Here is a 14834-nt window from a genome sequence, read left to right as displayed (position 1 = left end):
GCTCAGTCCTTCTTCTCCCGGTGGAACATCGAGCCGATCGCACCGGCCATCAGTGACGCCCCGTTCAGCGCGTTGCCCTTGCCGTTGTTACCGGCGCCCGCGCCTCCTGCGCCACCCGCGCCTCCCGCACCGCCATCGCCCGAGAGCATGTCCTGCAGGTTGCCGGCGAACACCTTCATGATCTGCTGCGAGACCGTGTTGATGACGCCCTTGCCCATGGCCGCCGCCTTGCCCGACAGCTTCAGGTCGCCGTGCACGACGCCGGTCGTCACAACGCCGGCCGCACCCTCGGCCCCGCCCGCGCCCGCACCCGCACCCGCTGCTCCAGCCTCAGCCTCGGCCTGGGTCAGCGTCACGGTCGCGGTGCCCTCGGCCGTGCCCTGACCCGCCTTCTCCTGGCCTTTGCCCTTGAAGGTGGCGACGTGGTTCACGTCGTCGCGGGACACGAGCTCGATCTGCCCGCGGTACTGCATGGTGAGCGGGCCGACCTTCACCTTGACCACGCCCTTATAAGAGGTATCGGAGAGCTTCTCGGTGAGCTCGGCCCCGGGAACGGCGCCGGCGACGCGCTCGACGTCCATCACCGTCGCCCACACCTCCTCGATCGGCGCGTTGACGCTGAAGCTGCTGTCGAGATCCATCAGTAATGTGTCCTTTCCTCTGCGATCACCGCGACCAGCTCGCGGAGCGCGGCGAAGCTATGGCCGCTCACGAACGCGTCGCAATAGGGCAGCGCCGCCGCCATCCCGCCGACCAGCGGCTGATAGCCCGGCTGCGCCTTGCGTGGATTCACCCACACGATGCGATGGGCGAGACGAGTGAGGCGCGCCATCTGCCTGCCGATCTCGGCCGGGTCGTCTTGCGCCCAGCCGTCGGAGACGATGACGACGATCGCGCCTCTCGCGATGCCGCGCCTGCCGTACTCGTCGATGAAGGAGCGGATGCCGTCGGCGAGGCGCGTACCGCCCGCCCAGTCCCTGGCACCGGCGCCCGCGCGCTCGAGGCCCCGGTCGGGGTCGCGCACCGCGAGCTGCCGGGTGAGGCGCGTGAGGCGCGTCGCGAACACGAAGGCCTCGGCGTGGCTCGTCACGACCGCCGCCTGCATGAATGAGAGGAACACCTCGGTGTACGGCTCCATCGACGCGGACACGTCGCAGAGGACCACGAGGCGTCGCGGGCGCGGGCGGGGCTCGCTGTGCAGCAGACGCACGGCATCGCCGCCGGTGCGGCGCGCGGCGCGGACCGTCCGCCGCAGGTCGAGGCGATCGCGCGAGCGCGGCGAGCGCTGCGGGCGGCGACCGGGCCGCAGCGGCGTCGCGAGCGCGAGCGCGGCGGCCAGGCGACGGATGCGGGCGAGCTCGTCCGCGTCGAGCGCGGTGAAGGCCGTCTCGTGCAACCGCTCCTCCCTGCTGCTCGCGAGCAGCACGGCATCGGTCGTCTCGCGGTCATCGGCGCCGTCACCGGATCCGGGCAGCGCGGGCGGCGTGGGGCCGTTCGCGGGCGCACCTGAGGGCGGTGCCGGCGGCCGCCAGTCGGCGGCCGCGCGGCGGCGCACCGTGTCGGCGCTCGGGGCGTTCGGATCGCCTCGAGAGTCGCTGACGTCGATCGCACCGCCGAAGACGGTGTCGAACAGCGCGTCGAAGACGGGAAGCTGATCGTGCGAGGTGACGAACACGGCCCGGCTCGCCCAGTACAGTTCGCTGCGGGTGCGCGGCGGGATGAGCCGAAGCGCCTCGACCAGCCACGCAGCGCGGTCGGGGGTCCCGGCGAGGCCCGCTCGGCGCAGCGCGCCCGAGAACGCCGCGGCGAATGCGGCGGTGTCGACGGCGAAGGCGCGCGTGTCCTCGCGTACAGACGTTCGCGACCCGAGCGTTGGCGGCTCAGGCAGCCGTGGCTCAGGCATCCGGGGCTCAGGCATCCGTTGTCACCAGCCACTCGGCACCGCGCGCGCCGACCGTCTCCAGATCGTCGCGGTTCTTCACGACAGCGCCCCACGTGAGCGCAACCGACTCGGCGTCGAGCCGGTTCACGCCGAGGACCGTGAACGCCGAGACCCAGTCGATCAGCTCGGCGACACCCGGCGGCTTCACGAGGTCGAGCGAGCGCAGCCGGGTGATCGCCGTGGCTGTCTGCACGACGAGCGGCTCGGACGCCCCGGGCACGCGCCGGCGCACGATGTCGAGCACGCGGGCAGGCGCGGGGAAGTCGATCCAGTGGTAGAGGCAGCGGCGCGTGAGCGCATCGTGCAGCTCGCGCGTGCGGTTCGAGGTGAGGATCACGATCGGCCGCTCGGTCGCCCGGATCGTGCCGAGTTCCGGCACGGTGACGGATGCCTCGGCCAGCGCCTCGAAGGTGAACGCCTCGAACTCGGCATCGGCCCGGTCGATCTCGTCGAGCAGCAGCACCGCCGGGCGCGGGCCGGGGTGCTCGATCGCCTGCAGCAGCGGCCGCTGCAAGAGGTAGTCGCGGGTGAACAGGTCGTCATCGCCGAGCGGCGTCTCGCGGGTCTCGGCGAGGCGGATCGCGAGCAGCTGCCGCTGATAGTTCCACTCGTACAGCGCCTCGCCCGCGTCGATCCCCTCGTAGCACTGCAGGCGGTAGAGCGGGGTGTCGAGCAGTTCGGCGAGCGCCTTCGCGGCCTCGGTCTTGCCGACGCCGGCCTCGCCTTCGAGGAGCAGCGGCTGACGCATCCGTACCGCCAGGAACAGCGCCGTCAGCAGACCCTCGTCTGCGAGGTACCCGCTGCGCTCCAGGCCTGCGGCGAGCGCGGCCGGGTCGGCCACAAGGGGCGCTGCGGCGTTCACGAGGACGCCGCCCGCTGCAACGCCTCGTAGTCGGCGAGCGTGTCGACGTCCCGCGGCACCGGCCCCGCGACGCGCACCCGTGCGACCGCCGTGCCGAGCCGGTCGATGAGCTTCCACACACCGCGGTCGCCGCGCAGCAGGGCCACGGCGGGAAACGTCGAGCGGGCCAGCACGAACGGATGCCCGATGCCGTCGTCGTAGCGCGTCACCGCGATCGGCGCGTTGCCGCGCCCGGCGAGCACCTCGGCGATCGTCTCGCGTCGCACCCCGGGCTGGTCGCCGAGCAGCATCACCACGCCGTCGATGTCGTCGCGTACCGCCCCAATGGCGGCCGAGATCGACGATGAGCAGCCGCTCGTGTACTCCTCATTGATCACGACGTCGAAGCCGGTCGTATCCACCCGGTCGCGCACCTCGTCGGCATAGCCGCCGAGCGCGAGCACGCGCTGCTCGAACGGGAAGCCGCGGGCGAGATCGAGCACGGCGTCGAGCAGCAGCCCGTCGCCGTAGGGCAGCAACTGCTTCGGGCTGCCGAGGCGGGACGAGCCGCCTGCCGCCAGCACCAGTGCCGCGAAGCGCGCCTCAGGCCGCGGCATAGGCGCTCGGATCGGTCACGAAGGCGGACTTGCACCCGTCGGAGCAGAACCACACGGTCGTGCCCTCGACGTCGGCGTGCGGCGTGGGGTCGGCCGCGACCACCGTCATGTGGCAGACGGGGTCGATGGCGGTGGTGGGCCCGCTGCCAGATTCAGCGACGGCGCCCTCCCCCGCGGTGGCACGGATCTGCACGAGTTGCGCGAGCACCCCGAGCGCGATCTCGGCCGGCGCCGAGCCTCCGAGCCGCAGGCCCGCCGGTGTGTGGACGCGCGGGCGCAGCTCGTCGGGCACGTTGAGCGACGCGACGACGGCGGGACCGCGCTTGGCGCTCGCGACGAGTCCGATGTACGGGATGCCGGCGATGAGCGCGCGCTCCAGCGCGGGTTCCTCGCCGCGTCCGTGCGAGGCGACGATGACAGCGGCATCCGTCTCGCCCGGTCGCCACTCCTCGCCGTCGACCAGTTCCATCTCGAAGCCGACATCGGCGCCGAGCTTCGCCAGGGCCTGCGCGACGGGCGTGCCGCCGACGACGACCACGTGCGCCACCGGCAGCACCGGTTCGAGGAACACGTCGATGGAGCCGCCGGAGAGGCACGGGTTGTGCACCTCGACGGCACCCTCGAGCTCGGTGCGCCCGACATCGCCCGGGCGCACCTGCAGCAGCAGCGGCTCGCCGCTCTCGAGGGCGTGCAGGCTGAATTCGCGAACGGATGCCTCGACGCAGTTTCCGCCGACGAATCCGGTCATCGCCCCGAGCGCGTCGATGACCGCGACGTCGCCGGCGCGCGCGCTCGTCGGGTGCTGCGTGCGCACGACGGTCGCGCGCACATACGCCTGGCGCTGCCCGGCGAGCTCGCGCTCCTTGTTCGTCACAGCAGGGGCCGCGGTCATCTAGATCGGCGCCTTCGCGTGACCCTGCATCGCATCCCAGACCCGCGCCGGGGTGCAGGGCATGTCGATGCCGGTGACTCCCGTCGGCCGCAAGGCGTCGATGACCGAGTTGACGATCGCCGCGGGCGATCCGACGGTGGCCGACTCGCCGATGCCCTTCGCGCCGATCGGGTGATGCGGCGACGGCGTCACGGTGTACCCGGTCTCCCAGTCGGGCACCTCCATCGCGGTCGGGATGAGGTAGTCCATGAACGACCCGCCGAGGTTGTTGCCGTCGGAATCGAACTCGATGATCTCCATGAGCGCCATGCCGACCCCGTCGGTGAGGCCGCCGTGCACCTGCCCCTCGATGACCATCGGGTTGATGCGGGTGCCGCAGTCGTCCACCGCGAGGAAGCGACGCACCGTCACCTTGCCGGTGTCCTTGTCGATGTCGGTGACGCAGAAGTACGCACCGTACGGGTAGGTGAGGTTCGGCGGGTCGTAGGTCACCTCGGCGTCGAGATTCCCGTCGACCCCCTCGGGCAGCTGCATGGTGCCGTGTGCCGCGAGCGCGATCTCCTGGATCGTCTTGCCCGCGCTCGGGTCGCCCTTGACGAACCAGCGGCCCTTCTCCCACTCGAGGTCCTCGGGTCGGGTCTCGAGCATCGCGGCGGCGATCAGGCGCGCCTTGTCGCGCACCTTGCGGGTGACGAGCGCGACCGCGGCGCCGCTCACGGGTGTCGAGCGGCTGCCGTAGGTGCCGAGGCCGAAGGGTGTGCGGTCGGTGTCGCCGTGGACCACATCGATGTCCTCGGGCGGAATCCCGATCTCCTCCGCAACGATCTGCGCGAAGGTCGTCTCATGCGCCTGCCCCTGGGACTGCACCGAGATGCGCACCACGGCCTTGCCGGTGGGGTGCACCCGCAGTTCGGCACCATCGGCCATGCCGAGGCCGAGGATGTCCATGTGCTTGCGCGGCCCCGCACCGACGCCCTCGGTGAAGAACGAGATGCCGATGCCCATCAGCTCCCCGCGCGCCCGCTTCTCGGCCTGCTCGCGGCGCAGCTCGTCATAGCCGATGAGCTTCATCGCGTGGTGCATGGTCTTCTCGTACTCGCCCGAGTCGTACTCGAAACCCGCCTTGTTGTCGTAGGGGAACTGGCTCGGCGCGATGAAGTTCTTGAGCCTGAGCTCGGCCGGGTCCATGTTCAACTCGATGGCCAGGCGGTCGACCATCCGCTCGACGAAGTAGCTCGCCTCAGTGACCCGGAACGAACACGCATACGCGACGCCGCCCGGTGCCTTGTTCGTGTAGACCGACGTCACCTTGCCGTACACCGACTCCCAGGTGTAGCTGCCCGGGAACAGGTTGAAGAATCCGGCCGGATACTTCGTCGGCTGCGCCGTGCCGTTGAACGCGCCGTGGTCGGCGAGCACGTTCGCGCGCAGGCCGAGCAGCTTGCCATCCTTCGTCGCCGCGATCTCGCCCTGCATGATGTAGTCGCGCGCGAACGAGGTCGACATCAGGTTCTCGGAGCGGTCCTCCATCCACTTGACGGGATGCCCCGTGACGATCGACCCGACGATCGCGAGCACGTACCCGGGGTAGATGCCGACCTTGTTCCCGAAGCCGCCGCCGATGTCGGGCGAGATCAGGTGGATCTTGTGCTCGGGGATGCCCGCGACCATGGCGATGATCGTGCGGTGCGCGTGCGGGGCCTGGCTCGTCTCGTACAGCGTGAGCTCACCTGAGACGGGGTTGAAGTCGGCGACCGCGCCGCAGGTCTCCATCGGTGCGGGGTGCACGCGCGGGTAGACGATCTCCTGCGACACGACGACCTCGGCTTTGTCGAAGACCGCCTGCGTCGCCGCCGCGTCGCCGCACTCCCAGTCGGCGATGTGGTTGTCGGTGCGTCCCTCGAGGTCGTCACGGATGACGGGCACATCGGCATCCAGCGCGTGCCGCGCGTCGACGAGCGGATCGAGAATGTCGTACTCGACGTCGATCGATTCGAGCGCATCGCGGGCCGCGTAGCGGTCGTCCGCGATGACGAAGGCCACCTCCTGCCCCTGGAAGCGCACCTTGTCGGTCGCGAGAACGGCCTGCACGTCGTACGACAGCGTCGGGATCCAGGCGAGCTTCAGAGGCTCGAGGTCCTTGCCCGTGATGACGGCGCGCACGCCGGGGCGCGCCAGTGCCTCGCTCGTGTCGATCGAGACGATGCGGGCGTGCGCGACCGGCGCGCGCAGGATCGCGCCGTGCAGCATGCCCGGCAGCACGACGTCGTCGGTGTAGTTGCCCTGCCCGCGCACGAACCGCGGGTCCTCCTTGCGCTGCAGGCGGCCGAAGCCGATCGGGCGGTCGCTGTCGGCGGCACCCGGGTTGTGCTCGTGCTCGCGCCCGTGCTCGTAGCCTGCGAGGTCGCCGTGACCGCCGTGACCGCCATGCCCATCGCCGTGCCCGTCACCTGTGCTGCCTGTCTTCGGCTCATCGACGATGGTCATGCCTGTGCTCCTTCCGTCTCGAGCGTGGTCTCAGCATCCGCTCCGTCCGGTTCCGCCGCCGCAGCGGGGTGGTCCGCGGCCCACTGCACCGCGCGCACGATCGTGGCGTAGCCGGTGCACCGGCAGATCTGGCCCGAGATCGCCTCACGGATCTCCCGCTCGGTCGGGTTCGGATTCTTGTCGAGCAGCGCGCGCGTCGTGAGCATCATGCCCGGGGTGCAGAATCCGCACTGCAGGCCGTGCTCCTCCATGAAGCCCTGCTGGATCGGGTCGAGCCGGCCGCCCTGCTCGAGCCCCTCGACCGTGCGCACGCTGTGCCCGTCGGCCATCGCCGCGAGCACGGTGCACGATTTGACGGGCTTGCCGTCGAGCTGCACCACGCACGTGCCGCAGTTCGAGGTGTCGCAGCCCCAGTGCGTTCCCGTCATGCCGAGCTCTTCGCGCAGGAAGTGCACGAGCAGCGTGCGCGGCTCGATGTCGCGCTCGATCTCGTCGCCATTGACCGTCATCGTCACGTGCATCGTCGTATCTCCTCTTCCTGGACGCCGCTTTCTGGGCGCCCTGTGCTCGCCCGAGAGCGCACTTCAGAACCTGCTCTACTCCTGGACTTCCTGCGCCCGCGCGATGGCGCGCTTCAGCACCCGCTGCGTGAGCACATCGGCGAGATGCCGCTTGTACTCCTCCGAGCCGCGCTGGTCGCTCATCGGCTCGCACGCGGCGGCGGCGGCCCGGCCGGCGGCGGCGATGAGCTCGTCAGTCGGCTGCTCCCCCCGCAGGTCGTTCTCGGCATCCGTCGCCCTGCCTTCGAGCCCGACCGCGGTCAGGCCGATCCCGACATCAGCGAGGGTGCCGTCCTCCGCGACCGTCACCGCGGCGCCCGCGGCCGTGACCGCCCAGTCGCCGACGCGTCGCTCGACCTTCTCGTACGCGCTCGACGAGCGCGGACGGATCGGGATGCGCACCTCCGTCAGCATCTCGTTGAACTCGACCGCGGTCTCGTACGGGCCGCGGGTGAAGTCCGCCATCTGGATGACCCGGTCGCCGCTCGCGCTGTGCACGACCGCCTCGGCGCCGAGCACTGTGCAGACGGTCGAGAGGTCCTCGGCCGGGTCAGCCTGGCAGAGCGACCCGCCGATCGTGCCCCGGTTGCGCACCACGGGGTCGGCGACGAAGCGCTCGGCCTCACCGATGATCGGGAAGAGCGTGCGAGCCTCGTCCGACTCGAGCAGTGTGTTGTGGCGGGTGAGCGCACCGATGACGAGCCGATCGCCGTCGCGGCGGATGAAGTCCAGCTCCTGCAGCTCGTTGATGTCGATCAGCCACTCGGGCCGAGCGAGCCGGAGCTTCATCATCGGCAGCAGGCTGTGACCGCCCGCGATCAGCCGCGCATCCTCGCCGTAGCGGGTGAGCAGCGCGAGCGCATCATCGACGCTCTGCGCTCGTGCGTAGTCGAACGGCGCCGAGATCTGCATGGCGGCCCCCTTTCCCAAGCAGCGCCGCTTGCCCCGCAACACTGCGCGCGGACCACCACCTGGTTCGCCGTCGGCAACGTTGCCCCCGAGGTTTCGGGGTGTCAACATCGTGATAAGCGAAGGGTTATCAGCAATGGCGATGACGCTGGGCCAGTTGCGCACATTTGCGCTGGTCGCACGGCACGGGTCGCTGCGCGGCGCCGCGGCCGTGCTCGGCGTGAGCGAGCCCGCGGTGTCCGCTGCGGTCGCCGCCCTGCGGGTCGAACTCGGCGATCAGCTGTTCACGCGCACCTCGTCCGGCATCACACTCACGCCCGGCGGCCGCGCCCTCGCGGAGCGCGCCGGCGAGATGGTCGGGCTCGCGGAGGCGACCCGCCGCGACGTCGCGCACGCCGCCGCGTCGGACCTCGAACTGCGCGTGCTCGCGACCGCCGCGTTCGCCGAGCACGCGGCCGGCCGCGTCTTCGACCTGTTCGGCAAGTGGGTGCCGCCCGACACGGTCGACGTGATCGTCGAGGGTGCCGAGGACATCCCGACGCTGCTGCGCGAACGGGCGTACGACATCGCGCTCGGCGCACGGCCGGCCCGGGCCGTGAGCGCCGGGCTCGAGCTGGTGCCGTTCTTCAAGTACCAGCGGGTCATGGTCGCCTCGCGCAGGCATCCGTTCGCCGCGCAGCCGGGGCCGGTGCCGCTGCGCCGGCTCCTGTCGGTGCCCTGGTTCGCGGGGCCGGGGAGCTTCGAGCCGTCGACGGAGGAGGGCCGCTGGTTCGGCCAGCTGCCCGCGCTGCCCGAGATCGTCGAGCTGACGAGCGAGACGGATGCCCTCGCCACGGTCGCCGGCGGCGAGGGGGTCATGCTCGCCCTGCGCCACACCGTCGGTCGCCTCGCCGAGCCGGGCGCCGTCGACGGGGCCGCGTCCGAGCTGGTGCGCCTTCCCGTCGCGGGCACACCGATCGCGGGTCTGTGGTGGGCGACCACCCTCGACGGAGGTCGCGCGAGCACCGAGGCGCGCATGCTTCAGCGCTTCGTCACGAACGCCGAGGCGACGACCGCGATGGTGTCGCCGACGGGGTCGCGCGGTCTCTCCCGCCGGGGCAACAAATTTCACGTCGCACTGTGGAGCTGACGCTGAGTCGATCTGCCGCGCGGTGTGAGACGCACGGCGCGAGGCGCACTGCGTGAGGCGCACTGCGTGAGGCGCACTGCGTGAGGCACGCAGTGCGACCGCAGTGAGACACGCAGTGTGAGAATCGAGTGATGCCAGGTCTCGCGCGATACTCCCGACAGCTGATGCTGCCCGGCTTCGGGTCCGCCGGGCAGAGCGCGCTCGGTGCGGCGCGCGTGCTCGTCATCGGCGCAGGCGGCCTCGGGTGCGCGGTGCTGCCGCAGCTCGCGGCGATGGGCATCGGCACGATCGGGATCGCCGACGACGACGTGGTCGACACGACGAACCTGCACCGCCAGACGCTGTACTCGGTCTCCGACGTCGGCGCTCCCAAGGCTGCGCGCGCCGCGGCGCGACTGCGTGAGCTCAACGCCGACGTCAGCGTGCGAGTGCACCTCGATCGGCTCGACTCGGCGAATGCGCTGGGCCTGTTCGCCGGCTACGACCTGGTCATCGACGGCAGCGACAATTTCCCGACCCGGTACCTGGTCGACGATGCGGCGACGCTCAGCGGCATCCCCGTGGTGTGGGGCGCCCTGCACCAGTTCGGCGGCCAGGCGGGCGTGTCGTGGTACGCCGAGGGGCCGAGCTACCGCGATCTCTTCCCCGTTCCGCCCGAGCCGGGCACCGTGCCCTCCTGCGCGGAGGCCGGCGTGCTTCCGTCGGTCTGCACCGTCGTCGGCGGGCTGCTCGTGAGCGAGGCGGTCAAGCTGATCACGGGCATCGGCCGGCCGCTGCTCGGGCGCGTGGTCGCGTACGACGCCCGCGAGGGCTCGTTCCGCGAGCTCGAATACGGCCGAGACCCCGAACGGATGCCGGTGACCCGGCTCATCGACTACGACGACTTCTGCGGACTGCCGCCCGCCACACCGAACTCACGAGAAACGGATGCTGCAACGATGACGTCCCCCACCGAACCCAACTCGCCCGACTCGGTCAACTCGGTCAACTCGCCCAACTCGGTCAACTCGCCCGGCGGCAACTCGGCCGGCAGCAACTCGGCCGGCGGCCATGACGAAGCCGCGCCGGCGGAGATCAGCCCGGCGGCACTGGCGGCGCTCCGCGCAGCGGGCGAGCCGATTCAGCTCGTCGACGTGCGCGAGCAGTGGGAGGCGGACATCGCGTCGCTCGACGGCGCAGTGCTGATCCCGCTCGGCCAGCTGCCGGCCCGCTGGAGCGAGCTCGACCCGGCGGCGCCGACGGTGCTCTACTGCCACGCCGGGGTCCGCTCGGCGCACGCCCGCGACATGCTCCGCTCGATCGACTTCGAGAATGTCAGCTCGCTCGCAGGCGGCATCGACGCGTGGTCGCGCGAGATCGACCCGGTGGTGCCGCGGTACTGATCGCTGCGGGCTGCTGCTGATCGCTGCCGGTTGCTGCTGAACCCTGTCTGCCGCTGATCGCGGCTGATCGCGGCTGACTGCTGCTGAACTCTCACCCGCCGGCGAAGGGCGGCAGCACGTCGACCGTGCCCGACACGGGAATGTCACGCCCGCGGCGCACGACGCCGCCGACGAGGAACGAGCCGGACCGCAGAATGCGCTCCATCGGCTCGCCGTAGCGCTCGAGCAGGGCATCCTGAACGGCGCCGAGCGTCGCCGGCGCGAGCAGTTCGAGCGACTCGCCCTCGCGTCCAGTCGCCTCGGTCGCCGCGGCGAAGTACCGCACGGCCACCCGCACCGACGTCGCCGCAGCGACGTCCTGCACCTCACCAGCGTGCCCGGTCCTACCAGCCCGCCCGGTCTCGGCGACGTCCTGCGCCTCAGCCACCGATCGCCCCCATCGACCGGAGCGGCGCCGCGAATCCCGGCAGCGAGATGCCGTGCCCGGATTGCTTGTTCCACATGGCGGCGCGCCAGCGACGGGCGATCCGAGCATCCGTCGCCCCCTCGCGCAGCAGCGCGCGCAAGTCGGTCTCATCGTCGCCGAACAGGCACGAACGCACCGTGCCCTCAGCGGTGATCCGCGTGCGGTCGCAGGCATCGCAGAAGGTGCGCGTGACGGACGCGATGATGCCGAGCGTGGCGGGGCCGCCGTCGACGAGCCACTCCTCGGCGGGGGACGCGGGGTCGTCGCGGCCCACTTCCGCGAGGTCGAAGTGCTCACCGAGCACCGCGATCAGCTCGGCCGCGGTGACCATGTGGTCACGCGCCCAGTTGTGGTCGGCGTCGAGCGGCATCTGCTCGATGAACCGCAGTTGAGCGCCGTGCTCGATCGCCCAGGCGAGCAGTTGGGGGGCATCCGCCAGCGTCTCGCGCATCATGACGGCGTTCAGCTTGAGCGGCGTGATTCCCGCGGCTTTCGCGGCACGGATGCCCGCCAGCACGGAATCGAGGCGATCGCGCCGGGTGAGCCGCGCGAAGTGCTCAGGGTTCACCGTGTCGAGTGAGATGTTCACGCGGTCCAGCCCGGCAGCCAACAACGCGGGCAGCCGGTGGTCGAGGCCGATGCCGTTCGTCGTGATCGACAGGTCGGCGTCGGGCGCCGCCGCACGGCTCGCGCCGATGATCTCGGCGAGGTCGTGACGCATGAGCGGCTCACCGCCGGTGAAGCGCACCTCGCGCACACCGAGTTCGCGCACGGCAACGCCGACGACCCGACCGATCTCGTCGGGCCGCAGCAGATCGTCCCGGTCGATGGGCGGCAACCCCTGCTCGGGCATGCAGTACGTGCAGCGCAGCGAACAGCGCTCGGTGACCGAGACGCGCAGATCCCGCGCGATGCGCCCGAAGCGATCCACCAACTCAGGAACGTCGGGCCGATCGTCGGCCGGCGGATCGGCGCGAGGGTCGCGCCGAAGCTGCGGAATGCCCAGCGCGATCGAGGTCATTGCGTCACGATAACCCCGGTGACGTATCGTCGCATGGTGCAGATCCTCGCCAGCGTGAGCGCCGAGCCGATCTCGACGGCGGCGGTCGAGGCGTTCGTGCAGGCATCCGTCAACGGCGCGATCGTCACATTCGCGGGCGTCGTGCGCGATCACGACGGCGGTCGCCCGGTCAGCGCGCTCGAGTACGAGGCCCACCCCGACGCGGAGCGATTCCTCGCCGAATGCTGCCGCGAGGTCGCGGCCTCGACCGGCCTTCGCGTGGCGGCGATCCACCGTGTGGGCGCGCTCGAGGTCGGTGACACCGCGCTCGTCGCAGCGGTCGCCGCGCCCCACCGTCGTGAGGCGTTCGCGGCGTGCGCCGAACTCGTCGAGCTGATCAAGCAGCGCGTGCCGATCTGGAAGCGACAGCGCTTCGACGACGGGGTCTCGGAGTGGGTCGGGCTCTGAGCCGGCAGTGGCGCGCTATGCCGCGCTATGCCGCCTGCGGCAGCTTCGCGAGCGCGTCCTCGACGGCGACCCACGAGAGCATCGCGCACTTGACCCGCGCGATGTAGCGCGACGCGCCCTGCAGCACGACCGCGTCTCCGAGCCGTTCCTCGTCACCCTCGATGGTGCCGCGGGAACGCATCATCTCGCGGAACTCGTCGACGCGGCTGCGCAGGTCGGCAGGCTCGAGCTCGTCGACGAGGTCAGAGAGCAACGATGCGGATGCCTGAGAGATCGCGCACCCGTGGCCCTCCCAGCTGAGCGCCTCGATGCGATCCCCCGCGTCGTTGAGATGGACCCGAACGGTGACCTCATCGCCACAGGTGGGGTTCAGCTGGTGCGATTCCGCGGCGGCTCCATCGCGCAACCCGAAGTGATGCGGGGTGCGCGCGTGATCCATGATCGTCTCGCGGTACAGGTCTTCGAGGTCGTCGCTCACAGTGTGTCTACGCTACGCCGCGCGTGCGCAAATATGCCTGCGCGACGTGGGGTGGTGCGATGACGGGTGCGTTGACCGGGCCGGCGCCGAGTTATTCACAGGTGACACGATTTTCGCGTGAGTGTCGGTGGTTTGTTCTATCCTAAAGGTACCGATTTCGGCGATGGAAGGGGGCGACATGACTCGAGCCGACGGCCTGGCCGGCGATGATCCGGCAGCCGACGACGCAAGCGACGCCGACGCAACCGCCAGCGACGCCAGCGACGCCATGGCGCGCGTCACCGCTCTGCTTCCACTGGCCCCTGCGCGGCTCGCCGATCAGCAGCTGCTGGGCGCGCTCGAGCTCGTCGAAGAGCTCTCGCGCCACGTCGATTCGCTGCAGCTCGCGCTCACCCACGAACTCGACGTGCGCTCGGAAGGCGCCCCTGACGGCGAGCAGTCACTTGCGCACAAACTCGGCCAGCGCGGCCCGGCACAAGCGTTGGAGATGGTGACGAGGTCGACCGCGCGCGAGGCCGCACGTCGAGTGCGCGCCTCTCGAAAGCTGCGCGCGTTCCCGCTCGTGCACGAGGCGCTGACGGCCGGCGAGATCGGACTCGAGCACGCCGAGGCGATCATGGTGCCCCTCGGGAAGGCGGCTCGCGTCGCGGCGAGCGACGCGGTGACGACGGCCGAGGCCTCGCTCGTTGAGTCCGCCCGCGCCATTTCGGCCGACCTCGTGGCCGAGCAGGCGAAGCTCTGGCAGCTACGGCTCGATCAAGACGGAATCGAGCCGAGTTTCGAACGAATCATCGAGCAGCGCCACTTCACGATCGGCAAGGTCGTGGACGGTCTGGCAAAGGTTTCGGGTCTCCTTCCGGCGACCCACGTCGCGGCTGTTCAGTCGGTCCTCGACGCCTATGCCAACCCTCGCGCGAAGGTTCAGTTCCGGCCCGCCGGCGATGACACGGCTGGCGATGACACCAGCGACGAGCCGCTCCTGCCGCGCGATCTGCGCAACGCCGGCCAGAAGCGGGCGGATGCCTTGCGCGACGTGTTCGCGGCACAGGCCCGCGCCGACCAGACCCCCGAGCTCGGCGGCGATCACCCCTCCGTGTGGGTACGCACCACCGAGGCCGAGCTCGCCGCGGGGCGCGGGCTGGCGTTCCTCGACGGCGTCGCCGAGCCGGTTCCCGTGTCCGTCGCCGATCAGGCGGCGTGCACGGGCGGCGTGCAGGAAGTGATCTTCGACGACAACGGCGAGGTGCTGCGGCTCGGCCGCACTCGTCGCGCGTTCACCCATCGACAGCGCCGTGCGCTCACCCTGCGCGATGGGAATACGTGCATCATCCCCGGCTGCAGCACCCCGGCTCGGTGGTGCGAGGTGCATCACGTAACCAACCATAAAGACGGTGGCCGCACTGACATCGACAACGCTGTGCACCTCTGCTGGTTCCATCACCACGAGATCGATGCCGGCCCGTGGCGGGTGCAGATGCTGAGCGGCAGACCACAGGTCAGGTGGGTCTACGGCTCACACGCATCCGAGTGGCTATGGGCCGCACCGCCACCACTTACCGTCGCCGCGCCGCCCGGCTGACCTGTCGCCGCGTTGACCGGCGCTGGTGTTCACCGCTGGTACTCGTGCACCGCTTTCAGTCGTGCACCGCTTGCTCAGTCGTGC

15 protein-coding genes are annotated in these 14834 nt (G+C 70.6%); 4 read left to right on the top strand and 11 right to left on the bottom strand.

Annotated elements, in window-relative coordinates; all coding sequences use genetic code 11:
* Window positions 1–2: 2 nt before the first annotated feature.
* From ACFOYW_RS13055 to ACFOYW_RS13020, 8 genes are all read right to left on the bottom strand, one after another.
* Window positions 3–641 carry an SRPBCC family protein gene (locus ACFOYW_RS13055; protein WP_390229501.1) on the bottom strand — a complete coding sequence of 213 codons (639 nt, stop codon included), beginning with the start codon at window positions 639–641 and terminating at the stop codon, window positions 3–5.
* Window positions 641–1903: a vWA domain-containing protein gene (locus ACFOYW_RS13050; RefSeq protein ID WP_390229499.1), complete on the bottom strand. Its 1263-nt coding sequence runs from the start codon at window positions 1901–1903 to the stop codon at window positions 641–643. The genes ACFOYW_RS13055 and ACFOYW_RS13050 overlap by 1 nt, the downstream gene beginning before the upstream one ends.
* A 7-nt stretch (window positions 1904–1910) precedes the next feature.
* Window positions 1911–2804: an AAA family ATPase gene (locus tag ACFOYW_RS13045; protein ID WP_390229497.1), complete on the bottom strand. Its 894-nt coding sequence runs from the start codon at window positions 2802–2804 to the stop codon at window positions 1911–1913.
* A complete protein-coding gene (locus ACFOYW_RS13040; protein WP_390229495.1) occupies window positions 2801–3400 on the bottom strand; it encodes a nucleotidyltransferase family protein in 600 nt (199 codons plus the stop codon). Before ACFOYW_RS13040 ends, ACFOYW_RS13045 begins: the two co-directional genes overlap by 4 nt.
* On the bottom strand, window positions 3387–4292 hold the full coding sequence (locus ACFOYW_RS13035) for an XdhC family protein (protein WP_390229493.1): 906 nt from the start codon (window positions 4290–4292) through the stop codon (window positions 3387–3389). The genes ACFOYW_RS13040 and ACFOYW_RS13035 overlap by 14 nt, the downstream gene beginning before the upstream one ends.
* Window positions 4293–6779, bottom strand: coding sequence for an aerobic carbon-monoxide dehydrogenase large subunit (locus tag ACFOYW_RS13030; protein WP_390229491.1), 2487 nt, complete (start codon window positions 6777–6779; stop codon window positions 4293–4295). It abuts the gene before it with no gap.
* Entirely contained in the window at window positions 6776–7300 is a 525-nt protein-coding gene (locus tag ACFOYW_RS13025) for a (2Fe-2S)-binding protein (protein WP_390229489.1), read from the bottom strand. Before ACFOYW_RS13025 ends, ACFOYW_RS13030 begins: the two co-directional genes overlap by 4 nt.
* Window positions 7301–7375: 75 nt before the next feature.
* The gene (locus ACFOYW_RS13020; protein ID WP_390229487.1) at window positions 7376–8251 is read right to left on the bottom strand and encodes an FAD binding domain-containing protein; all 876 of its coding nucleotides are present in this window, start codon (window positions 8249–8251) and stop codon (window positions 7376–7378) included.
* Window positions 8252–8384: 133 nt separating this feature from the next.
* Between ACFOYW_RS13020 and ACFOYW_RS13015 the strand changes: the two genes are divergently transcribed.
* Together ACFOYW_RS13015 and ACFOYW_RS13010 are read left to right on the top strand one after the other, a co-directional pair.
* Complete coding sequence (locus ACFOYW_RS13015) at window positions 8385–9377, top strand: LysR family transcriptional regulator (RefSeq protein ID WP_390229485.1); 993 nt, start codon at window positions 8385–8387, stop codon at window positions 9375–9377.
* A 131-nt stretch (window positions 9378–9508) separates the two neighbouring features.
* A complete protein-coding gene (locus tag ACFOYW_RS13010) occupies window positions 9509–10759 on the top strand; it encodes a ThiF family adenylyltransferase (RefSeq protein WP_390229483.1) in 1251 nt (416 codons plus the stop codon).
* Window positions 10760–10850: 91 nt separating this feature from the next.
* Here ACFOYW_RS13010 and ACFOYW_RS13005 read toward each other — a convergent pair whose 3' ends face one another.
* Entirely contained in the window at window positions 10851–11186 is a 336-nt protein-coding gene (locus ACFOYW_RS13005; RefSeq protein ID WP_390229481.1) for a MoaD/ThiS family protein, read from the bottom strand.
* On the bottom strand, window positions 11179–12246 hold the full coding sequence (gene moaA, locus ACFOYW_RS13000) for a GTP 3',8-cyclase MoaA (RefSeq protein ID WP_390229479.1): 1068 nt from the start codon (window positions 12244–12246) through the stop codon (window positions 11179–11181). The genes ACFOYW_RS13005 and moaA overlap by 8 nt, the downstream gene beginning before the upstream one ends.
* 33 nt (window positions 12247–12279) lie before the next feature.
* Between moaA and ACFOYW_RS12995 the strand changes: the two genes are divergently transcribed.
* Window positions 12280–12693, top strand: coding sequence for a molybdenum cofactor biosynthesis protein MoaE (locus tag ACFOYW_RS12995; RefSeq protein ID WP_390229669.1), 414 nt, complete (start codon window positions 12280–12282; stop codon window positions 12691–12693).
* 25 nt (window positions 12694–12718) lie between these two features.
* On the opposite strand, the gene sufU is transcribed toward ACFOYW_RS12995, so the two are convergent.
* Window positions 12719–13171: a Fe-S cluster assembly sulfur transfer protein SufU gene (sufU, locus tag ACFOYW_RS12990; RefSeq protein ID WP_390229477.1), complete on the bottom strand. Its 453-nt coding sequence runs from the start codon at window positions 13169–13171 to the stop codon at window positions 12719–12721.
* 178 nt (window positions 13172–13349) lie between these two features.
* Here sufU and ACFOYW_RS12985 point away from each other — a divergent pair, with 178 nt between their 5' ends.
* On the top strand, window positions 13350–14750 hold the full coding sequence (locus ACFOYW_RS12985; protein WP_390229475.1) for an HNH endonuclease signature motif containing protein: 1401 nt from the start codon (window positions 13350–13352) through the stop codon (window positions 14748–14750).
* Window positions 14751–14834: the final 84 nt, after the last annotated feature.

The sequence above is a fragment of the Gryllotalpicola reticulitermitis genome, assembly GCF_042651345.1.
In the GTDB taxonomy this organism is placed as follows: Bacteria; Actinomycetota; Actinomycetes; order Actinomycetales; family Microbacteriaceae; genus Gryllotalpicola; species Gryllotalpicola reticulitermitis.
This window is presented reverse-complemented; position numbering and strand designations above follow the sequence as displayed.